The sequence below is a fragment of the Streptosporangium sp. NPDC049376 genome (genome assembly GCF_044466505.1).
In the GTDB taxonomy this organism is placed as follows: Bacteria; Actinomycetota; Actinomycetes; order Streptosporangiales; family Streptosporangiaceae; genus Streptosporangium.
Map to the genome: position 1 here is coordinate 148,026 of NZ_JBITMT010000008.1, position 22,649 is coordinate 170,674.

Genomic DNA, 22,649 nt, shown 5'->3' on the forward strand with positions numbered 1-22,649 from the left:
GTGCTTTTCGCGGGCATCACTCGACTCCCATGTGCCGGCCCTGGGCCAGCCATTCGAGCCCGTCCTCCGGGTCGAGGGCCATGTCCCCGGCGATCCGGTCGACCGAGGCCGTGGTCATCAGGCCGGCGGACAGGTCCTCAAGGCCGCGGCGGGCGCCGTCGGGCAGCGCGCCCGGTTCGTCGAGCAGGCGTTTCGTGATGGGGTACCAGTACCCCCGGCCGATGAGCCGCGCGTGCGCGAGGGAGGTGGCGGCGGCGAGCACGTGCCCCAGGGCGCCGATCGTCTCTCCCGCCCTGACGTGGTCGGTCGCCAGCAGCAGGCAGCACGCCGCGCGCCCGCGCCACCAGGCGGCGGCGTTGTCCCGCAGCGCGACGGGGCAGGGGGGCCGCCCGACCTCACCGTGCACGGAGACCGAGAGCGCGGCCTCGCTCAGCAGGATGTAGGACGGCACACCGCTGTGGATCTTGGGGTAGGAGTGGACGAGGAAGGCCCCCCTGTCCGCCCGTTCCCGCTCGGCCTCCAGGTTCGCCAGCGGGCGCAGGCAGACGTCGATCCTGGGGGAGACCGGCACCGAGAACTCCGACTCCTGGAACGGGTGGCCGAGGTTGGCGGTGACGAGCTCGACCGGCTCGCTCCCCGAGGGGAGAGCGGGCAGCAGGCGGCGCAGCTCCGCCTCGGAGGGCACCTCCTCGACGTAGACGAGGATGTCCCAGTCACTGTCCGGGCTGGTCGGCCTGCCGCGGGCCCGTGAGCCCGCGATCCGGACGGAGCGGACGACGGGCGAGCCGGCGAGGCCGTCCACGACCTGGCGGACCACGGGCGGAAGCGCGGGGACGTGGGAGGCAGGCGTGGTCACGGACGCCCCCCGAGCCCCTGGCCGCGCAGGTAGCGGGCCGCGGTCGCGCCGTGCTTTGTGCCGGGCAGCCAGTCCAGCAGGCCCGCCGCCAGCTCCTCGATCCGTGCGAAGAGCTCGGGTACGGCCGTCATGTCCCGGCGCAGCAGGGCGCCGGCCTCCACGAGCAGCCGGGGCCTGTCCACGGCGGCCGACAGGTCCGCGGTGAGGTGCCTGCCGAGGTTCTTGACCTCGTGCAGCACACGGTCGTCGGCGGCCAGGGCGCTGACGAGCAGGTGCTCGACCGCCAGGCGCAACTGGACCGAGGCGTCGAGCGGCAGCCCGTCGGCCTGGGCGGTCGCGGCCTTGCGATGGAAGTGGAGCGCGGTCAGGTACGTGGTGGCGCAGTGGAACGCGGGCAGCCACCCCAGCTCCATCCGTTTCCGCCAGCGTTCGACCGTCTCGTCCCCGTGCAGGACCAGGCCGCCCCGAAGCCGGGACAGGAGCCTGATCTCCAGCACGTCGAGGACGGGCAGCTCCAGATCCGGGGTGCCCGGGTCCCCGACGCGGGACATCCCGGCCGCGAGCTCGGCCAGGCCGTCCAGCGGACGCAGCACCTCAAGGCTGATCACCGGGTCGCAGGAGTAGATGTGGTTCAGGCACAGGCTCATCGGCCGCACCACGCACGGCGTGCCGTCACCGGGTGGCGCCCAGCCGTACGGCGCGTCCACCACCAGCACGTTGACGTTGGAACCGCGCATGGCCACGCCCTCGGCCGTGGAGCCGGCCAGCACCACGCCGCAGCCGTCCGGCCAGGAGAAACGCCGTGCCAGCGCCTCAACGAGTGTGTCGCTCATACACCCCTCACCTCCGGCATCCGCCGGGCCGACTTGACGATCAGCATCGCCGGGACACAGACCAGGCCGCCCACCGCGGCCACCAGCAGGGCCGTACGCGTGGACGTCGTGTCCGCGAGCGCCCCCGCGACGGAGTACGAGATGGGCACCAGCACCTGGGACAGGGCCCAGTCGATGCCGAACACGCGCGCCACCTGGTCGCGTGGCACGGCGCTCTGCAACAGCGCCCCCCACAGGACCGTCGAGACGGCGAGCGCCGCGTTGATCACGAAACTGCCGGCCAGCGCGGGCCAGGGCGACGAGTGGACGGCGAACCCCGCCAGGCCGCCCGCCATCACCCCCCACGCGAGGTAGAGCAACGGCAGCGTCCGCCTGTCGAGTGGCCTGCCTCCGACGAGGAGGGCGCCCGCGACCTGGCCGACCCCGCCGACGGCCAGGACGAGGCCGTACATCTCGGCGCCGCCGCCGACCTCGTTGCGCAGGACGTAGGGGACGAGCACGTTCCACGGCCCCATGACGCAGACGACCGCGACCGCGCCCGCGGAGAAGGCGTAGAGCAGCCAGCGGTGCCTCCACGCGTAACGCCAGCCGCCGAGGCCGTCGGCCAGCAGGTTCGCGCCGTCCCCGGGGCCGGGATCCCGCTCGGCGCCGACCCGCAGCAGGAACAGGAACGAGACGACGAAGGTGCCCGCGTCCAGCAGGAGCACCCAGTCCGCGCTGTAGTTCGCCACCAGGGCGCCGCCGGCCACCGGGCCGACCAGCCGCCACATCAGGGGCCGGATGGCCTGGTCGGCCGAGTTGGCGCCCACCAGGTGCTCGGGAGGGACCAGCGACTGCACCATCGTCGCGAAGGCCGGGACGAAGACGGCCTCGGCGGCGGAGAACAGGGCCAGCCCGCACAGAAGCAACCAGCCGTTGAGGAGGCCGGCCATGCCCAGCAGGCCGAGGGCCGCCAGCGTGACCGCCCGGCAGAGGTCACCGGCCAGCATCACCCGCCGGGCGCCGAAACGGTTCACGAGCGCCCCGGCGACCAGCGCGGCGGGCAGTGCCGCCAGGGCCATCACCACCCCGATGGACGCCAGCGCCGTCGCGGTGTTGCTCATGGAGAGCACCAGCCAGGGCAGCGCCACGAACATCATGCCGTCCCCGAGCAGCGAGACCGCGAACCCGGCCCACAGGTACCTGAAGTCCCGGATCCGGAAGGGCCGCAGCTGCGGCCGGTCCGCCATCCGCGACAGCAGGGTGGTCCTGGGCTCCCGGGTCATCCGCGCTCCGGCCCCGCGGGCGTCTCGAACAGGCAGTGCCAGTGGAAGGACCCCGGAGCCGAGTGCTCCGCGTCGTGGATCGACAGGGGTTCCGCGGGCCGGTTCAGCGTGACCAGCCCGGCGGCGTCGCAGTAGAAGTGCGGGTGCACCTTGTCGTCGTCGGCGTCGGGCCGTACGAAGGTCCCCTCCGCGACCTCGACGCCCTGCCCGTAGCCCCGGTTGCGCCGCGACAGCATCGTCACCTGGTAGAGCCCGCCGGGCCGCAGCACCCGGTGGATCTCCTGGACGGTCGCCCGCACCGCCTCCGGGTCTCCGTGGTAGATCGCGTTGTAGGCCAGCACGTAGTCGAAGTGGCCGTCGGGGTAGGGGAGCCGGTTCATCTGGCCGATCCGCAGGTCCACGTCGACCCCGGCCTGCTCGGCCGCCGCGCGTGTGTGCTCGACGGCGGTCGGGCTGGCGTCGACCGCCCAGCAGCGGAAACCGGACCGGGCCAGGAACACCGCGTGCCTGCCCACCCCGCAGGCCAGGTCGAGCACCGTCCGCGCCCGCCGTTCACGCAGCAGGCCTACGGTGCCGGCGACCCAGGGGTCGACGGTCGACCAGTCGGCACGCCCGTCGCCGGTCCGCCACACCTGGTCCCAGTGCTGGTGGGCCGTGGTGCTGGCCGTGGTGCCGGCCGGGGTGCCGCTCGTCTGTCCCTGGTTCACGCCCACTCCCGCACCCCGATCAGTTCCCGGTCGAGGCCGTCGACGGCGGGGGCGCCGATGAGGGCCATCGTGTGGTCGAGTTCCTCGGTGAGGGAACGCAGGACGCCCTCAACCCCCTCCTGGCCGCGCGCCGCCAGCCCCCACAGCACGGGACGGCCCACCAGGACGGCCCGCGCGCCGAGCGCCAGCACGGTCGCCACGTGTGCCCCGGTGCGCACCCCGGAGTCGAACAGCACGGGCACCCGGTCGCCGACCGCCGCCACGACGGCGGGCAGCGCGTCCGCCGCGGCCACGTGCCGGTCGAACTGACGGCCGCCGTGCGTGGACACCTGGATCGCGTCCGCGCCTGCGTCCACGGCCCGCCGGGCGTCCTGGGGGTGCAGGACGCCCTTGACGACGAGCGGGAGCCGGGTGCGGGAGCGCAGCTCCGCGAGGTCCGCCCAGGAAACGGCCGGATCGGGGAACAGCTCGGCGACCAGACCGGCGGGGGTCAGGGAGGGGTTCCGGCGCCGCCGGTGGGCGAGCAGGTCGACGAAGCACGGGTCCTGGACGATCGCAGGCGGCGCCGTGTCGAACCGCCGGAACCCGTTGCGGGCATCGCGGCTCCTGCGGCCGACCAGCGGGACGTCCACGGTGCACACCACCGCCCTGGCGCCCGCCTGTTCGGCCCGGCCGACCAGGGACCAGCTCACCTCGCGTTCCCGCAGCAGGTACACCTGCTGCCACAGCCGGTCCGGGGCGGCCTCGGCCACCTCCTCGACCGGGCGGGAGCTGAACATGGACAGGGTGAAGCCGAGCCCCAGGGAGTGCGCGGCGGCGGCCGTGGCCACCTCGGCCCGGGGGTGGCACAGGGCCTGCAGTCCCATCGGGGTGACCAGGAGCGGCGCGGAGAGCGGGGTGCCCAGCAGCTCGGTCAGGGTGCTGCGGGCGGAGACGTCCCGCAGCACACGCGGTGTGAGCGTCAGGGCGTCCAGACGCTCGACGTTGCGCCGCATCCCCGACTCGTCCCCGGCACCGCCCGCGCAGTAGTCGAAGGCCGCCTCGGTCATCCTGACCCTGGCCGTCTCGACGTCGGAGGGGCGGGTCGCGCGCTCCTCGACCCGGGGCCGGGGCTCGGGAACGGGGACGCCGGTCGCGGGCGGCGGGTCGGTCGCGTGGCCGTGTTCGGCAAGCTCGAACAGCCGCTCGACCCCGGCGAGGTCGGGAAGGACGTTCTCCAGACGCCGCGAGGCCATCAGGTCGCGCAGCACCCGGGAGGTCTGCGCCACCAGGTTGCGGATGACGACGTTGGCGAAGATCACGGTCACCGGGCCGTGCGCGGCGAAGGCCTCGGCGTCCACGCCGGGCAGCACGGTGGGGGCGAGCACCATGGGCCGCAGCGGGGCGATCCGCTCGACGACGGGGAGCAACTGGTCGGCGCTGGCCCGGTTGGCCTGCGCGAACAGGGCGTCCGCGCCCGCCGCGGCGTAGCGCCGCAGCCGCCGCACCGCCACGTCGGCCCCGTGCCCGGCGACCAGGGCCTCGGTCCTGGCGATGACCTGGATGGAACGGCGGGCGGCCACCATGGCGGAGATCCGCTCGGCGAACGCCTCGGCGCCCAGCAGCTCCCGGCCGCTGAACCGGTCGTCGAGGGAGTTCCGCTTGGGGAAGACGTTGTCCTCGACGCAGATGGCGGTGGCGCCCGCCTCCTCGTAGAGCTTGGTCGCGAGCACGGCGACCTCGTCGCTGCCCCTGCCGGTGTCGGCGTCGACGTAGATCGGCAGGGACGTCACGGCCCGCACCGAGCGGACGATGGCGGCCACCTCGGTGACCTCCAGGACCTCCCGGTCCGGGACACCGCGGCTGGCGGACATCTCAAGGCTGCCGAGCCACAGGACGTCGGCCCCGGCCTCCTCCGCGAGCAACGCGGTGATGGGGCTGTGCACGCCTATGCCGATGCGTAACTCGTTCATTGGGCTGTCTCCTGCCGGGAAACGTCTTCACGGAACCGCGCGATGAACCTCTCGGTGATCTCGGCCGGGTGGAAGGGGACCCGGGGCGGAGGCGGGCCGCCGTCCGTCGCGACGAGGACGTGGACCAGGCCGACGTGCCCTCCGCCGACCGCCGCGGACAGCGCCAGGGAGAGCGCGTCGCCCTCGGCCACGGAGACGGCCGTCGAGTACCCGCAGGCCTCGGCCATCTTGACGAAGGAGAACCGGGGCGCCGGTGACCCCTGCCCGCCGGTGCTCTCGTACATCCCGTTGTCCAGCACCACGTGGACCAGGGGGCCGGTGGCGGCCGCGGCCAGCGGCGCCGCCGACAGCCCCATGAGGGTGTTCCCGTCGCCCTCGACGGCGAAGGCCACCGCCCCGGACAGCTTCGAGAACCCGACGGCCATGGGGAGGGCGAGCCCCATGCTGCCCATCATGTAGAAGTTCTCCGCCCGGTCGGAGAGCGCGTACAGCGCGCGGGGGATGAGCCCGTTGCCGGTGAAGACCGCCGCGTCCGCCGCGTCGGCCGCCCGTGTGACGCGGGTGAGCGCCTCGCCTCTGGTCAGCATCCGCCGCTCACGCCCCTTCCGGCGCGCACAGGACGGCGACGGGGATCCGGGAGGAGCGCGCGGTGCGCAGGGCCGCGCGCAACCGCTCCGCCACCTGCGCCGGGTCGGCCAGCCGGCAGCGCAGTACGGGGATGCCCAGCGCGTCCAGTACGGCGGGGGCGGGCCCGCCGATGACGTTGTGGTGGGGGACGTCCCGGCCGTCGTGCCCGGCCCAGGAGACCATCAGCACCAGGGGGACGCGGTAGACGAGCGCCAGGCTGGTCAGTGCGTCGACGCACGTCCCGAGCCCGGCGCTCTTCATGAACACCAGGGGTGTCGCGCCCGCCAGGTACGCGCCCGCCGCGAGCGCGACGCAGTTGTCCTCCCGCGTCCCGGGCAGGTAGCGGTCGGCGGCGCGGGGGTGCTCCGCCAGCCCGCTCAGGAAACCCGCGAGGTGGGAGTCGGGTACGCCGGTGATGAAGTCGTATCCGGCCGCGAAGACCTCCTCGGCCAGCACGGGAGTTCGCTCGGTTTCTCGCGCGGCAATGACATCCAAGTCTGCGTCTCCAGTTCGCCGTGCACTCGCTGTGCTGTCGGGGGGGTGCTGCCGGGTGGTTCTCAGGGCGGGTCGTCCCGGCGTGCGGCACGTTCGATCCATGGGGTGAGTCCTCCGCAGAGGTCGGTGACCCAGATGTCCCGCCTCGCCCCGTGGCATCCCCGCCACTTCTTGCTCCGCTCGTAGCCCAGCCCGTAGTCGATCGTCCGTACCCCCTCCTCCCGCGCGGCACGGACCGGGGTGTAGAACATCACGTCGAAGTAGGTCCTGCGGCAGGCCGGGTTCTCGTAGTCGAAACCGCACCAGAACACGTGCCACTGCTCGCCGTACCGGATGAACAGGCTGAACGCCAGCAGTTCGTCGCCGGCGGAGCGGCTGTGGAACAGCCGGAGGCGCTGTGGCGGGAAGAGCGAGGTGAGCCGCTCCAGCCTGGACCACTCGGTCTCCGGCGTGCTGTACCCGCCGTACTTCCCGACGAGGTTCATCCGTAGGCGGATCTCCGCCGCGCCGGGGACGTCCGCGGGCGCCGGGGCGGTGCGCACTCCGGCGCGGGCGAGGTCGCGAAGGTCCCACCGCACCTTCTGGCGGCTGGTCTTGGGGAGCCGGGCGACGTACTCGTCGAACCCGCCCCGCGGCACTTCGAGGACCGACCGCACCGTGCCGGGGATCCGCGACCACGCGGGGGAGGCAGAAAGCGCCGAGCACAGCGCGGGACCCGCCGCGTACAGCACCGCCGCGCAGACCGCACCGGCCTCCCGCGCCCACGCCGTGACGGCGGCCAGCAGATCGCCGACCCGCTCGGGTGAGGGGCCGCCGGGGCCGACCACGCCGGCGTCGTAGCCGGGCTGCACGATCGCGAGGAACGGGAAGCAGAGCGAGCGTTCCGGGGCCTCGCCGGGCGGGCGCCGCTGGTCGGGGAAGACGGGCGGATCACGCCACATCAGCTCGTGGAGGTTGAACGACTCGTAGCAGTCCGGGTCCTCGATCAGGTATCCCGTGGTCGCGGCGAGGGTGACACCGTCGCGCACGAGCCGGAAGTAGTGGCCCCGGCCCGGCGGTCTGTCCCCCATCATCTCCAGCCACGCGGGCGAGGTCAGGAAGGTCAGGTCGGGCCAGCGCGGCGGCAGGACCTCGTCGACGACGAGCCGCGCCCCGTCCCCGGCCCTCAACGCCGCTCCCATCGGATGGGGCACCCGCCGGTCAGCGGCCGTCCGTCGATCTCGGGGAAGTACTGCTTCCACTTCTCGGCCGTCGATCCCAGGCCGTCTCCGGCGTCCGAGAGCAGCGGAACGTCCTCGTACCGGGACAGGCTCCGGCGGATGCGCCGTTTGGCCGCGCGCCCCGCCGCCGTCGAACCGCCGATGTTCCCGAAGACGCTCCGGGACTGCATCGCGATGAGGAGGCACTGCCCCAGGGCCCGGCTGCGCCGGGGGCCGTAGGCCGGGCACATGCCGAAACCGAAGAGCCGTTCGCCGCCGAAGTTGAAATCCCATTTCGGGTCGTCGGGGTCGTCGGGAACGTCAGGGGGGCGTGGTCCTCTGTCAGACGAATGCAGGCCGGAAAGGACCTTCCAGAAAAGGGCGCGGTACCCTGCGAAGTCGCGTTCGCCGGACGGCGGGCCGACCATGAGGAGGAACGAAAGCCGTTCTTCGGGGGAACCGCGCTGGATTCCGATGAAATGCGCGAGGTCGCGGGCCACGGCGGCCACCTCGCCGGAGAAGTCCCGGCGCAGGTTCATGAACGTGTAGTAATTGTTTCCCGCGGCTTCGCCGATGGCGCCGAAGTGGCAGGGGTAGGGAAAGGGATGGGTGGAGAGCAGGGCGTCACGGATTCGCCGCCGTTCCCGGGAGACCCATTCGGGGGAGTCCTCCGGCGGTTCCTGGGCGCTCGTCCACATCCGTGCGGAGGCGCTCTCACCCACGTGCGTCACCGCCCGCGACCGGGTCGGGATAGGCCACCGGCGGGAAGTACTGCGAGGTCGCCAGGACGGCCCTGGACCAGGGGTCGACCCTGATTCCGTAACCCTGGAGCGCGGTCCACAGCCGGTCGGTGTCCAGCGGCGGCCCCTCGGGGGTGAACGTGGAGCCCAGGGCCCGGCGCAGGAGCAGGTCGGCGGAGCCGTCCAGGCTCTTCGCGACACGGGCGACGAGCTCGTCGTCGAGCGGGGTCTTTGGCGTCCCGGCGAGGTCGTGGGCCACGGAGGCGGCCTCGGAGTCCGGTAGGAGCTCCCACAGGTGGGCGATCAGGACCCTCCTGAACTGGTCTCTCACCTGCAGGAAGCCGCGGTTCTCCCCGGTTCCCGGCGCTCTGTCGAGCAGGGAGGCGAGGGTGCGGGCCCCCGGCGTCGCGAGCTGGGCGTGGCTCTCCGGCAGCTCGCCGCGGCCGAGGTTGCCCCACTCCCTGACGAAGAACGTCCGCCAGTCCAGTTCGGCCTCCTGCGGGCTGTCCGAGGCGTGCAGCAGGCCGAGGATCGTGTTGACCGCCCCGTAGCGCAGCCGCAGGGAGGAGGGGGAGGCCCGTTCGAGCGGCCCGGAGCCCTTCATCTCGGTGAAGCGCCGGTGGATGTCGGGCCCGCCGGTCAGCAGGAGCGCCAGTGAGGGCCCGAGCCGGTACAGCGCGTCGATCGCGCGGTACCGGTAGGTCCCGAAGTGGATCCTCCTGAGGGCCAGGTCGTCGTAGATGACGTCGAGCAGGAGACTTCCCGGCTGGACGACCCGTGCCGCCACCTCCTCGCAGCCGGCGTTCAGCACGTCGTCCACGATTCGGCGCCCGAGCCCGCGAATGAAGGAATCGGGGCTCACGACGACCACAAGATTACGGGACCAGTCCACGGCCTTTCACCTCTCGTACGCTCAATAGAATTTCAAGAGGTTGTGCAGTGTTTCCGGACGGGCGGGAAATGAGGGTCGCGCGTCCGTTTGTCATCTTTCCGGAAACGCGGAGGGAACCCTTCCCGAGAACCGTTCCGCTATAAGGAAAGCACTGTCCCGCACGCCTGGCTGAAAAACGGCTCCCGGTGCGAGTGAATATGTTCGACTTCAAGAGCATGCGACATGTCAAGAAAGCGCGTCAACCGTGAACGGGCGATTGACGCCACGGGTCCGGCCGGTCCGGCTCGTCCCGTGTGTGACGGATGTCTCCGTTCGCGGGTGGGACCTGGGGTTTCGCGGATCATGTCCCGGTCCGTCGCGCGCCCGGTGGATGAAGTGTGATCTACGTCACTCATGGGGCCCGGCGGGTTCCGGCGGAGGGGTGGACGCGCGGTCCTTCACTCCCGCCGGAAAGAGGCGTACGCTTCGTAAAGTACGTACTTGACGTTCATTGCGGAGTTGGCGCTTGTGGACCCTTCGGAGACCGAGTTCGTCGATCGCATGGGGCTGATCATGGAGCGTATGGGCAGGACGCGCACGATGGGCCGCCTGCACGCGTGGCTCATGATCTGCGACCCGCCCGACAGGTCCCTCACCGAGCTGGCGGCCGAACTGGGCGTGAGCAAGACCGCGGTCAGCACGGTCGCCAGGCAGCTGGAGCTGAGCGGGATGGCGGAGCGCGTTCCGACCGCCACCCGTGAACACCGCTACCGGACGGCCAGCGGCGAGTGGGCCGAGATCGTGCGGGCCCAGCTGGCCGCCGTCAGGCAGAGCCTCGACACGCTCGACCTCGGACTGTCGATCGTCGGCGACGACCGGCCGGACCAGCGCGCCCGGCTGAAGGAGACCCGGGACTTCTACGCCTTCGTCCTGCAGGACGCGGACGGGATGCTTGAGCGCTGGAAGGAGTACCGCGAGAAGACGTCCTGACGTACCGCATCAGGCAGAGGGATCCTCAACCAAGGAGAGGCGATGTCAGGCATCGTCGAACGGTACGACATCCCCAAACAGCACTTCTGGCTGCACGGGCCCCGATCGGGCCCGGCGGTCGAGTTCGACAGCCGGACCGGGCTGTGGAACGTCTACGGATACCAGGAGACGCACGAGGTCTTCAGCGACCCCGCGACGTACTCCTCCGACACCATGCGGGTGATTCCCCAGGAGATGTCGTTCGGCGAGGAGTTCTCGCTGGACGGCTTCATCACCCAGATCGACCCGCCGGAGCACGGCAAACTGCGCAAGCTGGTCAGCAACGCCTTCACCAGGAAGGTCGTGGCGGACCTCGAACCGAGGATCGCCGCCCTCACCAACGAACTGCTCGACGCGGCACGTGAGCAGGACCGCTTCGAGCTCGTGCGCGACCTGGCCTATCCGCTGCCGGTCATCGTCATCGCCGAACTGCTCGGCGTGCCCAGCGGCGACCGGGCCCTGTTCAAGCAGTGGGCCGACGCGCTGTTCCAGCGTGACGCCGAGATCTCGCTCAACCGCTCGGAGGAGGAGCGCAAGGCGGACGTCGCGGCCACGTTGAAACCGTGGCGGGAGATGACCGCCTACCTCGCCGCCCACGCGGCCGAACGCAGGCGGCAGCCGCGCGCCGACCTGCTCACCAGGCTGGTCCAGGCCGAGGTGGACGGCGAACGCCTGCCCGACGACCAGGTGGTCAACTTCGCGATCATCCTGCTGCTCGCGGGACACATCACCACGACGATGCTGCTCGGCAACACGGTGCTGTGCCTGGACGCCTTCCCCGAGCAGCAGGCCAAGGTGCGCGCCGACCGGTCCTCGATCCCGGCCGTCATCGAGGAGGCGATCCGGTACATGACCCCCTTCGCCCTCCTCGGCCGCGCCACCACCCGGGAGGCCGAACTGGGCGGCGTGACGATCCCGGCCGACAAGATGGTCATGGTCTGGCTCGCGGTGGCCAACCGGGATCCACGCCAGTTCCCCGATCCCGACGTCTTCAACCCGGGCCGTGACCCCAACCCGCACCTCGGGTTCGGCCGGGGCATCCACTTCTGCCTGGGCGCGCCACTGGCCAGGCTGGAGGGACGGGTCGCGCTGGACATCCTGCTCGACCGCTTCGAAACCCTGCGGACCGACCCGGACGACCCCGTGCTGTTCATCCCCACCCCCTCTCTGACGGGGGTGCGCCACCTCCCGCTCATCCAGGGATAGGCACCGTACGGCCGCCCCTGGAGATCCGTCTCCGGGGGCGGCGCCTGTCCCGGCCACGCCGCTCGGCGGTCCGGTGGTGGGTAGCCGCCGGCATACGGGGCAGGGGCAGGAGTACGAACTCGGAAGGGGGACCAGAGATGGAACGGGGAAGCACCAAGCACGGTCCGCGGCTGGACGACGAGCAGAAACACGAGGCCCAGGGCATCGTCCAGGGAGGAGAGGACAGCAGCGTCGAGGAGTGGAAGGAGCCGGAGCCCCTCGACGCCCCCGGTGAGAGGGATCTGGCCCCGGGGCCCCGGCCACCCGGGCACGAACCGGGCTCCCCGGAGGAGATGACCCCGCAGGAGGTGGACAGCCGTAGCGTCCTGGCCCGCTGGATCAGCGGCACCCACGCGTTTCCCGCCGACCGCGCGACCCTGCTGGCCCGCGCCGAGGCGCAGTCCGCGCCGGATCCGGTGCTCTCCGCCCTGCGGGCGCTGCCCGACCGGACCTTCGCCAACGTCGAGGAGATCGCCGAAACGCTCGGGTTCGGCGGTGGGGAGCAGCGGGACTGACCGGCGGGTACGGCCCCGCCGTACCCGGGAAGGGGGCCCGCCGGAGATGGGCGACACGACGCCGGAGAGGAACGGGGCGGACGGGCCGAGAGTGACGGTCGTGGTCGCCAGCCGCGACCGCCGCGCCGAGCTTGAGCGCTCCCTGCCTCGCCACGAGGGGCCGGTGATCCTGCTGGACAACGGCTCGGCCGACGGCAGCGCGGAGATGGCACGACGGCGCCTCGCGCACGTGCGGGTCGTCGAGCTGGGACGAAACCTGGGCGCGCCCGCCAGGAATCTGGGGGTACGGCTCGCCGGGACGCCCTACGTCGCCTTCGCCGACGACGACTCCTGGTGGGCCGAGGGCGCCCTGGAACGGGCCGCCGACGTGCTGGACGCCCATCCCCGGCTGGCGGTGCTGGCCGGGCGCGTCCTGGTCGGCCCCGAGGGCCGGCCCGACCCGGTCTGCGCGGAGATGGCCGCCGGTCCGCTGGGCACGGAGCCGGACCTGCCGGGGCCGAGCGTGCTGGGTTTCCTGGCGTGCGGGGCGGTGGTACGACGGGAGGCCTACCTGGCCGCCGGAGGCTTCGACGAGGTGGTGTTCTTCTTCGGGGAGGAGGAACGCCTGGCCCTGGACCTGGCGGCGGCCGGATGGGGACTGGCCTATGTCGAGACCGTGGTCGCCCACCACCATCCCTCCCCGGCGCGGGACCCCGGGGGCAGGCGGGCGCTGGCCGCCCGCAACGCCGTCCTCACCGCCGTCATGCGGCGGCCGTGGCCGGTGGTCGCGCGCGCCGTGTCGTCGGCCGCGCGTGGCGGGCCCGCGGGGCGGCGGGGAATCCGGGACGCCGTGGGAAGGCTGCCCGCCGCGCTGGCGAGCCGCCGGGCACTGCCGCCGTGGGTGGAGGCGGCCCGTGACTCACTGGAACGACCCGAACGGCGCCAGGACCGGCCACGGGAGGCCGGGAGCGCCTGAGCCCCACGCACGCCCGCGGGGCTCCTCAGGCCGTCCGCGTGAGCAGGAGGTCCCAGTCGGACAGGAAACGGCCCAGGCCGTACCGGGAGAGGGCGGCACGCCTGGCGGCCTCGCCCGTCCGCCTCGCCAGGGCGGCGTCGGAGGCGAAGGACTCCAGGGCGGCGGTCAGGGTGGCGACGCGGGTCGAGATCACCCCCGCTGCGGCGGGGACGGCCTCCACGGCCTCCGTGGTGGCCAGCGCCACGACGGGCATGCCGAGCAGCATGGCCTCGATGAGGGACAGGCCGAGCGAGGTCCACCGGTAGGGGTGCAGGTAGACGCGGCGCCGGGCCAGTTCGGCGTGCATCGCCCGCTGGGGAAGGTCCTCGAACGTCCCGGCGGGCACCCCCAGTGCCTCCGGCAGGCCGGTGGTCCGCATGCCGAAGACGTCGAGCGGTACGGCCGCGGCGAACAGGGGGAGCAGGTCGGTCCCGGCGACCCGCTCGCGCCTGGCGGGCTCGTTGACGACGACCCCCGCGCGCGGCAGCTCGCCGGTGTAGCGGTGGCCGGGGTCCACGACGCCGTGCTCGATCACGTGTGTCGGCGCCCGGCCGCAGTCCCAGAACAGGTCGTTGAAGTGGGTCACGTGGACGACGGGGACGCCGGACTGCCCGGCGAGGGGATGGCGGGTGCGCGGGACGTCGCCCACGGGGGTGTTGTGCTCGACGTAGACGGCGGGCACGTCCCGCCCGGGACGGCGGCCCAGCCAGCCCTCGGCGAGTTCGAGCTCGTGCGGCCGTTGCAGGACGACCAGGTCGACCTCCTCCTCGCGCAGCCGGTCCCAGGAGACCTCGCGCACCGGATCCGGCCAGGGGTAGGTCCGTGCCCGGCCACGTCCGTCGGGGCCGCGGTCGGGCACGAGCGGCACCAGGTAGTCGTGGTCGCCCTGGACGAACGCGGTGGTCCAGGAACCGTGCACGTGCCACAGCAGGATTCTCATGTCGGTTCCCCGGGGTCGGTGGACGCGTGAGGAGGCGGGCGCAGCGCCCGTTCGACGGCGCCGGGGAGGTCGGCGGCGACCTCGGGCGCCGCGGCCACCTCCTCGGGAAGGGTGACGGAGGTGGGGACGAGGATGCCGCGGGCCCCGGCGGCTCGGGCGGCCTCCACGTCGCGCCCGATGTCCCCGATGACCACGCAGTCGCGGACGTTCACCCCGAGGACGGCCGCCGCCCGAAGGACGAGCCCGGGAGCGGGCTTGCGGCAGCCGCATCCGTCGTGCTCGCCGTGGGGGCAGACCGCCCACACGTCGAACGGGCCGAGGATCTCCTCGACGCGGGCGTTCACCGCGCACAGTTCCCGCGCGCCGATGAGTCCCCTGGCCACCCCCGACTGGTTGGTGACCACCCCGACGGGCACGCCCGCCCCGCGCAGCCGGGCGAGCGCCCGCCGGGCCCCGGGCATCGGCCGTACCCGGTGCGGATCGGCGTTGTAGGGGACGTCGACGATCAGTGTGCCGTCACGGTCGAACAGGACGGCGGCTGGGCGAGGGACGGTCAACGGCACCTCCGAGGACGGACTCGCACGAGAACCTCCCCGCGACAGGGCCGTGCTCTACCCCCGAACAGGTCAAGCAAACGATGCCCTTCACAGACCGGAGCCGCCCGTGGCGTCGACGACCCGGCCGCTCACCCAGCGGGCGTCGTCGGAGGCGAGGAAGGCCACGATGTCCGCGACGTCCTCGGGGGTGCCGACCCGGCCGAGCGCCGACAGGGCCGCGGCCCGCTCCCAGGCCTCGGGGTCGGCGCGCAGCCAGCCCGCGTTGACGTCGGTGTCGATGATCCCCGGTGCGACCGAGTTGACGGTGATCCCGCGCGGGCCGAGCGCCTTGGCGAGGTTGAGGGTGAAGGTGTCCAGCGCGCCCTTGGTCGAGCTGTAGGCGATGATCTCGGGCAACGCCATACGGGCCGCGCCGCTGGAGACGTTGATGATCCGGCCGCCGTCGCTGAGCCGGGGCAGCGCGTGCTGGACGATGAAGAACGGTGCGCGGACGTTCACCGCGAACACCTTGTCGAACTCCTCCTCGGTGAGGGTGGCGATGCCGGCGCTGCGCCCGATGCCGGCGTTGTTGACCAGGATGTCGACCCGGGCGTCGCCGGTCACGGCGTCGAAGGCCGCCCACAGGGCCTCGGCGTCGCCGTGCTCGCCCAGTTCGGCGCGGAGGGCGAAGGCCCGTCCGCCGTCCTTCTCGATGCTCTCGACGGTCTCCGCCGCCGCCGCGCCGTCCTGGGCGTAGGTCAGCACGACGGTGGCCCCGTCGCCCGCCAGCCGTCGCGCGACGGCCCGGCCGATACCCCGGCTGCCCCCGGTGACCAGCGCGACCTTGTCCGTGAGACGTCCCATGACGAAACTCCTTTGTTGAGTGATTGCTCAAAAAATACGGTAGCACGGATTATTGAGTGAGTGCTCTAGAATTTGTGCCATGACCGAGAGCCGCCGGGGCCGCCCCCGCACCTTCGACCGTGACGAGGCGCTGGCCAAGGCCGTCCGCCTGTTCTGGGACCGCGGCTACGAGGCCACTTCGGTCAGTGACCTGACGGAGGCGATGAACATCAGGCCCGCGAGCCTCTACGCGGCCTTCGGTGACAAGAAGTCCCTGTTCAAGGAGGCCGTCGTCGCCTACCAGAGGGCGGCGCCCGCCACCTTCGCCAAGATCGCCCTGTGTGAGGAGCGCACCGCCCGCGGCGCCTTCGCGCGCATCCTGCGCGAGGCCGCCGAGGCCTACACCGACCCGTCCCACCCGGCGGGCTGCCTGATCATTCGCTCGGCGACCAACGTCAACCCGAGGGACGCCGACATCGAGGCCTTCCTCCGCGACATCCGCAACGCCAACGTCGCCGTCTTCACGGCCCGTCTCGACGAGGCCGTCCGCGCGGGCGAGCTGCCGGACTCCGTCGACACCCGGGCCCTGGCCCGGTACTTCGGAGCCGCTCTCCAGGGCCTGTCACAACAGGCGGCCGACGGCGCGACCGCCGCCGACCTGCGCCCGGTGGCCGAACTCGCCATCGGAGTCTGGCCGGCGCCACCGGAGGCTCCCTGAGCGGCCGCAGGCGCTCCGTGCACGGGCGTGGACACCGCTCTTTCGGTCCGGCCCCTTCTCCGTGAAGCCTGGCCGAGGTCCTTTCGGCAAGGCGTGCGACCTTCGAGGGCGACGTTGCGTTCCCCGGAATCCGGGAATCCCGTCTTTAGTGATGATTAACGACAAGTCGCTCGGGGTGGGGAGGCGCCACAGGCTGACGCGGCCGGCCACGATGCGGACAGGGGGTGGCCGATGTCCTCCTCACGCGATGTCACGGGGATGCTGACCGGCCTGCTGGAGGCCAGTCATCTGGCGGAACTGGAGCGCCTGCCGTTCCTGGTCGGCGAGTACGCCGCCCGCGCGGGACTTCGGGAGGTGGCGATCTACCTGGCCGACCTCCAGCAGACGGTGCTGCGGCCCCTGGCCGGGCCGGAGGAGGCCGGTGGGGAACCGGAGGAACTGCGCATCGACGCCACCCTGGCCGGGCGCGCCTTCCAGGAGGTGCGCCCGCTGGCCAAGGCCGGCGCCGACGGGCGGGCGGACCACTGGTGGGTGCCGGTGCTGGACGGCACGGGACGGCTGGGCGTGCTGCGCGTCCGGCCGGCGGAGGACGACCAGGCGGATCGGGACGCCATGCGGCATCTGGCCTCGATGGTGGCGTTGCTGCTGGTCAGTTACCGCGAGCACAGCGACTCCTACGCCCGGTTGGTGCGCACCCGGCCGATGAACGTGGCCGCGGAGATGCAGTGGAACCTGATGCCGCCGCTCACCTTCGCCAACCGCCGGGTCACGGTCAGCGCGGTCATGGAACCGGCCTACGAGGTCGGCGGGGACGCCTTCGACTACGCCATCGCCGGTGAGACCCTGCATCTGGCCGTCTTCGACGCCATGGGACACGACACCTCGGCGGGGCTGACCGCCAACCTCGCGATGGCCGCCTGCCGGAACCACCGCCGTCAGGGCATGGGACTGGCGGACAACAGCGAGGCGATCGAACGTGTGCTGATCGGCGAGTTCGGCAGGACCACCCGGTTCGTCACCGCGATCATGGCCGACCTGGACATGACCACCGGCCTGTTCGGCTGGGTCAACCGCGGCCACCACCCGCCGGTGGTGATCCGCCACGGTCGCTGGGTCACCACCCTGCGGTGCGTCCCGGCCCACCCCATGGGGCTGAACCTGAACCTGCCGGTCACCTCGTGCCGGGAACAGCTGGAACCCGGGGACCGGGTGCTGCTGTACACCGACGGCATCACCGAGGCCAGGGGCCGTACCGTACAGGAGTTCGGGCTGCAACGGTTCGTCGACTTCGTCGTCCGTCACGACGCCGCGGGCCTGCCGGTGCCCGAGACGCTGCGCCGCCTGACCCACGCCGTGCTGGACTACCACGGCGGCCGTCTGCAGGACGACGCCACCGTCCTGCTCGTCGAGTGGCACGGCACGGAGGGCCGCCGGTACGACGGGCCGGAGGGCCTGCGTTCCGCGCTGACCGGTGAGCGCGCGTGAGCGGCCGTCAGGACAGGTTCCACATCCCCACCCGCACCCGCACCCCCGAGGAGGCGTGCAGGAGCGGATCACCCTCGGGGGAGGGAAGGCCCCCGGCCCGCAGGAGGTCCTGGTTGAGACGGACCAGGCGGGCGCGGCGCAACGGCCACGGCCGGTGCTCGACCTCGGCGTGGGCCGGCCTGCCTCCGACGACGGTGAAGAGCCGGTAGCGCTCGGTGAGGAAGTCGGTGAGTTCGTCCCGCTCGGTGTCGAGCAGCGGGGCGCCGAGTTCCACGTCGGCGTCGCACCGGGCGCCCGTAGGGCCGATCAGCCGGCGTCGGCAGCGGTAGGCCCGCCGTTCCCCCTCGACGCGCACGGACATGTCGGACCAGTGGTAGGGCAGCCCGTAACCGGCCCTGCCGCCCAGGGCGGGAAGGAGCCGCCCGGCGTCCAGCGACAGGAACCACAGGCCACGGCGCCCCAGCGCGTCCCGCACGTAGGTGCGCACGTTCGTCTCCGGGAACCGCGACAGCCATGGCAGGGCCGGCGTTCCGGGCACCCGTACGTCCTCCATGAGGAAGGGCGTCAGGCCGACCCACGCCGAGCCGTCGAACTCCTCGGCCGTGAGCCAGCCGGGAAGCAGCGCCTGGATCTGGGCGGGGGAGTAGCGCCAGTGGATGAAGGTCATCTGGGACCACCCGTGGTACATCACCGGCCGGGTGACCCGTGGAGGCTGTGTCGTCCGCATCCTGTATCGCTACCCAGGAGCGGCCGGTTCAGGGGTGTTTGAGAAGGTCGATGACCGCGCGTTCCGCGGCGCCGTGTGTGGCCGGACCGTCGGCCTCGCCGAGGCCGGTCAGCGCCCGGTGGATGGTCCTGCCCCGTTCGTAGGCGGTGACGACGCGGGGGTCGACATAGGAGGCGCGGGCGACCGCGGGGGTGTTGCCCAGGTGCCCGGCGACCTCCCGCATGACACGGGCGACGGCCCTGCGGCGCCCGGCCCGGCTGCGGACCCGCCGCGAGACCGCCAGGCCGACGGCGGCGTACACCGTGGCGTGCCAGGTACGGAAGTCCTTGGCGCTGACCTCGGTCTCCATGCGTTCACGCAGGTAGGCGTTGATGTCGTCGCTGCGGACGTCGACCCAGGAGCCGTCGTCCTCGTAGCGCAGCAGCTCACCCCTGGCGCCGGTTCCGCGCAACGCGGTGACGACCTCGCACACGTCCGGATCGTCCAGTTCGACCTCGCGCAGCCTGTTGCCCTTCGCCGGGTAGCGGAAGGAGACCCGTCCGCGTGAGCAGGTCACGTGCTCCATCCGCATCGTCGCCAGCCCGAAGGACTCGTACGCCTCGCCGCCCACCCGGAACAGCCCGATGTCGAGCATGCGGGCCGCGGCGGCCAGCACCCGCTCGCGCGTCAGGCCCGGCTGGTCGAGGTCGGCCTGCACCTTCTTGCGGAAGTCCGGCAGCCTCTCCGCCAGTTCGGCGACCCGGGCGAACTTGAGCCGGTCCTGCTCCTCACGCCAGACGTCGTGGTAGCGGTACTGCCGCCGCCCGGCCGCGTCGGCGCCCACGGCCTGGATGTGGCCTTCCGCGTCGCGGCAGATCCACACCTCCCGCCAGGCTGGTGGCAGCGCGAGCGCCCTGATCCTGGCGAGCGTCCCACGGTCCCTGACCGGGCGCCCGTCGGCGTAGGCGTAGGAGAAGGAACGCCCGCGGCGTCTGCGGGTGATGCCGGGCTCGGCCGGGTCGCTGTGGCGCAGTTCGTGCATGCCGTTCCCACTACCCCGGGAGCGGCTCTCATTCGGCGAGGCCCGCCGTGTCACGCCGGCCCGCTTTGCACGTGGTCGTGGAACCACTCCAGATGGCGCGTGTTCGGCGTGGACAGCACGACGTGCAGGTGCAGCTGCGGCGCGCAGTGGCCGGAGACCTGCAGGTTCCAGGCGGCGGCGACCGCCGCAGCGGGTGGCGTCGGCCTGTAGGCGCCGTTGGCGTCGACGTACAGCTCCGCCTCCGCGCCGATCGCCTCACGTGCCCGCCGTACCGGACGGACGTCCCTGCCCCCCTATCTTGAGCTTCACCCTGGGGATGCCGTCCCGGTGGACCCAGCCGCCGAGCTGCCCGGCCAGTTCGGCGTCGGTGGGCACGGTGCAGACGGCCGCGGTGATCTCCTCGACCGTGGTCACGGCGTCCTCCTCTCCGCCGGTTCCGGCCCGATCGTGGATCCGGCCGGTGGGGGAGTCCGGACGCCCGCCGTTGTTCCCGGTGGGCGCGCGCAACCCTATGTCCGAGTTGTCATGCTTTGTCGTTTGGTGTGTCGGGGTGGGGGTAGGGCGGGCCCTGACCTGCGGATCGGGGGACGCCATGCGCGAGATCGTGGGAGAGAGCCTCGCCGAACGGCTCATCGACTGGGGCGTCGACACCGTCTTCGGACTTCCCGGGGACGGCATCAACGGCCTGATGGAAGGCTTCCGGCGCCACCAGGACAAGCTGAGGTTCCTCCTGGTGCACCACGAGGAGGCGGCGGCCTTCATGGCCACCGGATACGCCAAGGCGACCGGCAGGCTGGGGGTCTGCGTGGCCACGTCGGGGCCGGGAGGCATCCACCTGCTCAACGGCCTCTACGACGCCAAGCTGGACCACGTGCCGGTGCTGGCGATCACCGGAATGCAGGAGACCTCCCTGCTGGGCAGCCACTACCAGCAGGAGGTGCACCTGGACCGGCTGTACCAGGACGTCGCCGGATACAACCTGATGATCACCAACCCGCAGCAGATGCCGGGCGTGGTCGACCTGGCGATCCGCGAGGCACTGGCCGGGCGGACCGTGTCGCACCTGACGTTCCCCAACGACATCCAGATCGCGCCGGTCGAGCAGGACCCCTACCGGCACCCCGCGCCGGGCGCGCCGCCGTCGAGCCTGCCCACACTCGACCGCCCGCCGCCGCCCCCCGAGGAGGAGGCGCTGCGCGCGGCGGCACAGGTGCTCAACGCCGCGAGCAAACCGGTGATCCTGGTGGGCGCCGGGGCGCTGCACGCCCGCGACGAGGTGATCGCGGTCGCCGAGAGGCTCGGCGCGCCGGTGGTGAAGACCCTCCCGGGCAAGGCGGTGGTCCCCGACGATCACCCGGTGACCACCGGGGGCATCGGGCTGCTGGGGACGAAACCCAGCGAGGAGGCCATGGAGGAGTGCGACACGCTGCTCATGGTCGGCACGTCCTTCCCCTACGGCAAGTACCTCCCCGAACCCGGCAAGGCGCGGGTGGCGCAGATCGACGTCGACCCCGCGCTGATCGGGTTGCGGCTGCCCGTCGAGGCGCCGGTCGTCGCCGACGCCAAACTGGCGCTGCGGGCGCTGCTGCCGCTGCTGACCGGGACGGACGGCTCGTTCCTGGCCAGGTACCGGGGTGAGATGGACTCCTGGCGGGCGAGGATGGCCGCGTTGTGCGACGCGAGCCGGGACCCGATCGCCCCGCAGTACCTCATGGGATGCCTCGACGAACTGGCGGACGAGGACGCGATCCTCACCTGCGACTCCGGCACGATCGCCACCTGGGCGGCCAGGCACTGGACGATCCGCGGCGACCGGCGCTTCTACCTGTCGGGCAACCTGGCCACGATGGCGCCCGGCCTGCCGTACGCGATCGCCATGCAGCACGCCTTCCCCGGGCGGCAGGTGATCGCCTTCGTCGGGGACGGCGGGTTCGCGATGCTGATGGCCGAGTTCCTCACCGCCGTACGGCACGAGCTGCCGATCAAGGTGGTCGTCAACAACAACAACGCCTACGGGCAGATCCTCTGGGAGCAGATCGTCCTGGGCTACCCGGAGTACGCGGTACGGCACCGGCAGCCGGAGGCGGACTTCTCCTCCTGGGCCCGGGGCTGCGGCGCCTACGGCGCGAAGGCCACCGCCCCCGGTGAGGTGGCCGGCGCCGTGCGCGAGGCGCTCGCCCACCCCGGCCCCGCCCTGGTGGACGTGGACGTCAACCCGAACGAGCCGCCGATGCCGGGGAAGGTGAGCTACGAGCAGGCCAAGCACTTCACCGAGGCCTTCCTGCGTGGTCAGCCGCACAAGGTGGCCACCCTCGCCACCGTCGCCCGCGACAAGATCAGCGAGCTCAGGTCATGACCGCCCAGGTGGTCCTGCCCGGCCCCGTGACACGCGTTCCGGCCCTCGCCGTCGACGTCGCGGCACTCGAACGCGACCTGTCGGCGGAGGTGGACGGCGAGGTCCGCTTCGACGCCGGATCCCGCGGCGCCTACTCGACGGACGCCCCGAACCACCGGCAGGTCCCCATCGGCGTCGTGGTGCCCAGGACCGTCGAGGCCGCCGTCGCCGCGGTGGCCGTCCACCGGCCGCTCACGGCGGCGGTCGCCCCGCTTCGAATGCGGTCGATCGGCACACGCGCGGCGCGGCCGTGTCAGACGAGGGCCGTAGGACCTCCGCCCAGGAGGGTAGACGGGAGATCATCCGGCGGGAGGAACCGGGGGCGCGATCACCGGCCGAGAATCAGCAGTGCGGCACCGGAGATCATCGGGGCGTCCGGTGACCGCAGCCACAGAATCCGCACGCCGCGTTCTTCGCGTATCCAGCACAGGAGTCCACGTGACCCGTCTTCGTCCCGCGTTCACCGTCGTCGCCGTCACGCTGTCGGCCGTGGCCTTCGTGGGGGCGCTGTCCCTCCCGGCCCAGGCGCAGGCCCAGCCTCCGCAGCCCTGCACCACCGGCCCGAACGGCCCCGCCTGCCACGCACCCGGCGTCGACCCCAAGTAGCCCGGCCGGTCCGTTCCTCACACACAGGTCAGGCACGGCTCAGCCGGGGC

Annotated in this window: 24 protein-coding genes; 8 read left to right on the forward strand and 16 right to left on the reverse strand. The window is 72.3% G+C overall.

The window, feature by feature from the left end; genetic code table 11:
• Positions 1–16: 16 nt before the first annotated feature.
• The 10 genes from ACIBVQ_RS21660 to ACIBVQ_RS21705 form a co-directional block, all read right to left on the reverse strand.
• Complete coding sequence (locus tag ACIBVQ_RS21660; RefSeq protein WP_362776204.1) at positions 17–856, reverse strand: nucleotidyltransferase domain-containing protein; 840 nt, start codon at positions 854–856, stop codon at positions 17–19.
• On the reverse strand, positions 853–1,689 hold the full coding sequence (locus tag ACIBVQ_RS21665; RefSeq protein WP_399179471.1) for a hypothetical protein: 837 nt from the start codon (positions 1,687–1,689) through the stop codon (positions 853–855). Before ACIBVQ_RS21665 ends, ACIBVQ_RS21660 begins: the two co-directional genes overlap by 4 nt.
• The gene (locus tag ACIBVQ_RS21670; RefSeq protein WP_352011864.1) at positions 1,686–2,954 is read right to left on the reverse strand and encodes an MFS transporter; all 1,269 of its coding nucleotides are present in this window, start codon (positions 2,952–2,954) and stop codon (positions 1,686–1,688) included. Before ACIBVQ_RS21670 ends, ACIBVQ_RS21665 begins: the two co-directional genes overlap by 4 nt.
• Positions 2,951–3,661 (reverse strand): class I SAM-dependent methyltransferase, encoded by a 711-nt coding sequence (locus ACIBVQ_RS21675; RefSeq protein WP_399179473.1) that lies wholly within the window; start codon positions 3,659–3,661, stop codon positions 2,951–2,953. Before ACIBVQ_RS21675 ends, ACIBVQ_RS21670 begins: the two co-directional genes overlap by 4 nt.
• The gene (locus ACIBVQ_RS21680) at positions 3,658–5,613 is read right to left on the reverse strand and encodes an alpha-hydroxy-acid oxidizing protein (protein ID WP_399179475.1); all 1,956 of its coding nucleotides are present in this window, start codon (positions 5,611–5,613) and stop codon (positions 3,658–3,660) included. Before ACIBVQ_RS21680 ends, ACIBVQ_RS21675 begins: the two co-directional genes overlap by 4 nt.
• Positions 5,610–6,200 (reverse strand): thiamine pyrophosphate-dependent enzyme, encoded by a 591-nt coding sequence (locus tag ACIBVQ_RS21685; RefSeq protein WP_352011867.1) that lies wholly within the window; start codon positions 6,198–6,200, stop codon positions 5,610–5,612. The genes ACIBVQ_RS21680 and ACIBVQ_RS21685 overlap by 4 nt, the downstream gene beginning before the upstream one ends.
• A 7-nt stretch (positions 6,201–6,207) precedes the next feature.
• Positions 6,208–6,735: a thiamine pyrophosphate-binding protein gene (locus ACIBVQ_RS21690; protein ID WP_352011868.1), complete on the reverse strand. Its 528-nt coding sequence runs from the start codon at positions 6,733–6,735 to the stop codon at positions 6,208–6,210.
• A gap of 62 nt (positions 6,736–6,797) precedes the next feature.
• Positions 6,798–7,916, reverse strand: coding sequence for a GNAT family N-acetyltransferase (locus tag ACIBVQ_RS21695; protein WP_399179477.1), 1,119 nt, complete (start codon positions 7,914–7,916; stop codon positions 6,798–6,800).
• Positions 7,901–8,656, reverse strand: coding sequence for a YqcI/YcgG family protein (locus ACIBVQ_RS21700; RefSeq protein WP_362776194.1), 756 nt, complete (start codon positions 8,654–8,656; stop codon positions 7,901–7,903). Before ACIBVQ_RS21700 ends, ACIBVQ_RS21695 begins: the two co-directional genes overlap by 16 nt.
• Positions 8,649–9,536, reverse strand: a complete 888-nt coding sequence (locus tag ACIBVQ_RS21705; RefSeq protein WP_352011871.1) for a nucleoside-diphosphate kinase — start codon at positions 9,534–9,536, stop codon at positions 8,649–8,651. The genes ACIBVQ_RS21700 and ACIBVQ_RS21705 overlap by 8 nt, the downstream gene beginning before the upstream one ends.
• 510 nt (positions 9,537–10,046) lie before the next feature.
• Here ACIBVQ_RS21705 and ACIBVQ_RS21710 point away from each other — a divergent pair.
• The 4 genes from ACIBVQ_RS21710 to ACIBVQ_RS21725 all read left to right on the forward strand — a co-directional run bounded on the left by ACIBVQ_RS21710 (position 10,047) and on the right by ACIBVQ_RS21725 (position 13,289).
• Complete coding sequence (locus tag ACIBVQ_RS21710) at positions 10,047–10,535, forward strand: hypothetical protein (protein ID WP_352011872.1); 489 nt, start codon at positions 10,047–10,049, stop codon at positions 10,533–10,535.
• A gap of 42 nt (positions 10,536–10,577) precedes the next feature.
• Positions 10,578–11,780 carry a cytochrome P450 gene (locus ACIBVQ_RS21715; protein WP_362914392.1) on the forward strand — a complete coding sequence of 401 codons (1,203 nt, stop codon included), beginning with the start codon at positions 10,578–10,580 and terminating at the stop codon, positions 11,778–11,780.
• Positions 11,781–11,917: 137 nt separating this feature from the next.
• Positions 11,918–12,334, forward strand: coding sequence for a DUF2795 domain-containing protein (locus ACIBVQ_RS21720; protein WP_362776189.1), 417 nt, complete (start codon positions 11,918–11,920; stop codon positions 12,332–12,334).
• A 46-nt stretch (positions 12,335–12,380) separates the two neighbouring features.
• Positions 12,381–13,289, forward strand: coding sequence for a glycosyltransferase family 2 protein (locus ACIBVQ_RS21725; RefSeq protein ID WP_399179481.1), 909 nt, complete (start codon positions 12,381–12,383; stop codon positions 13,287–13,289).
• A gap of 25 nt (positions 13,290–13,314) precedes the next feature.
• Here ACIBVQ_RS21725 and ACIBVQ_RS21730 read toward each other — a convergent pair whose 3' ends face one another.
• The 3 genes from ACIBVQ_RS21730 to ACIBVQ_RS21740 all read right to left on the reverse strand — a co-directional run bounded on the left by ACIBVQ_RS21730 (position 13,315) and on the right by ACIBVQ_RS21740 (position 15,668).
• A complete protein-coding gene (locus tag ACIBVQ_RS21730) occupies positions 13,315–14,268 on the reverse strand; it encodes a glycosyltransferase (RefSeq protein WP_399179483.1) in 954 nt (317 codons plus the stop codon).
• On the reverse strand, positions 14,265–14,825 hold the full coding sequence (locus tag ACIBVQ_RS21735; RefSeq protein WP_399179485.1) for a D-glycero-alpha-D-manno-heptose-1,7-bisphosphate 7-phosphatase: 561 nt from the start codon (positions 14,823–14,825) through the stop codon (positions 14,265–14,267). The genes ACIBVQ_RS21730 and ACIBVQ_RS21735 overlap by 4 nt, the downstream gene beginning before the upstream one ends.
• Positions 14,826–14,912: 87 nt before the next feature.
• A complete protein-coding gene (locus ACIBVQ_RS21740; protein WP_399179487.1) occupies positions 14,913–15,668 on the reverse strand; it encodes an SDR family NAD(P)-dependent oxidoreductase in 756 nt (251 codons plus the stop codon).
• A 79-nt stretch (positions 15,669–15,747) separates the two neighbouring features.
• Here ACIBVQ_RS21740 and ACIBVQ_RS21745 point away from each other — a divergent pair, with 79 nt between their 5' ends.
• Positions 15,748–16,365: a TetR/AcrR family transcriptional regulator gene (locus tag ACIBVQ_RS21745; protein ID WP_399179489.1), complete on the forward strand. Its 618-nt coding sequence runs from the start codon at positions 15,748–15,750 to the stop codon at positions 16,363–16,365.
• A gap of 231 nt (positions 16,366–16,596) precedes the next feature.
• Positions 16,597–17,850, forward strand: coding sequence for a PP2C family protein-serine/threonine phosphatase (locus ACIBVQ_RS21750; protein WP_399179491.1), 1,254 nt, complete (start codon positions 16,597–16,599; stop codon positions 17,848–17,850).
• A 7-nt stretch (positions 17,851–17,857) separates the two neighbouring features.
• Here the strand turns inward: ACIBVQ_RS21750 and ACIBVQ_RS21755 are convergent, their stop codons facing one another.
• The 3 genes from ACIBVQ_RS21755 to ACIBVQ_RS21765 form a co-directional block, all read right to left on the reverse strand.
• The gene (locus ACIBVQ_RS21755; protein ID WP_399179493.1) at positions 17,858–18,517 is read right to left on the reverse strand and encodes a YqjF family protein; all 660 of its coding nucleotides are present in this window, start codon (positions 18,515–18,517) and stop codon (positions 17,858–17,860) included.
• Between the two features lie 88 nt (positions 18,518–18,605).
• Positions 18,606–19,598 (reverse strand): DNA topoisomerase IB, encoded by a 993-nt coding sequence (locus ACIBVQ_RS21760; RefSeq protein ID WP_399179495.1) that lies wholly within the window; start codon positions 19,596–19,598, stop codon positions 18,606–18,608.
• Positions 19,599–19,853: 255 nt separating this feature from the next.
• Complete coding sequence (locus ACIBVQ_RS21765) at positions 19,854–20,012, reverse strand: hypothetical protein (RefSeq protein WP_399179497.1); 159 nt, start codon at positions 20,010–20,012, stop codon at positions 19,854–19,856.
• A gap of 178 nt (positions 20,013–20,190) precedes the next feature.
• Between ACIBVQ_RS21765 and ACIBVQ_RS21770 the strand changes: the two genes are divergently transcribed.
• Both ACIBVQ_RS21770 and ACIBVQ_RS21775 read left to right on the forward strand, forming a co-directional pair.
• Positions 20,191–21,954 (forward strand): thiamine pyrophosphate-dependent enzyme, encoded by a 1,764-nt coding sequence (locus ACIBVQ_RS21770; RefSeq protein ID WP_399179499.1) that lies wholly within the window; start codon positions 20,191–20,193, stop codon positions 21,952–21,954.
• A 477-nt stretch (positions 21,955–22,431) separates the two neighbouring features.
• Positions 22,432–22,599 (forward strand): hypothetical protein, encoded by a 168-nt coding sequence (locus tag ACIBVQ_RS21775; protein WP_362776168.1) that lies wholly within the window; start codon positions 22,432–22,434, stop codon positions 22,597–22,599.
• The last annotated feature ends 50 nt before the right edge of the window (positions 22,600–22,649 follow it).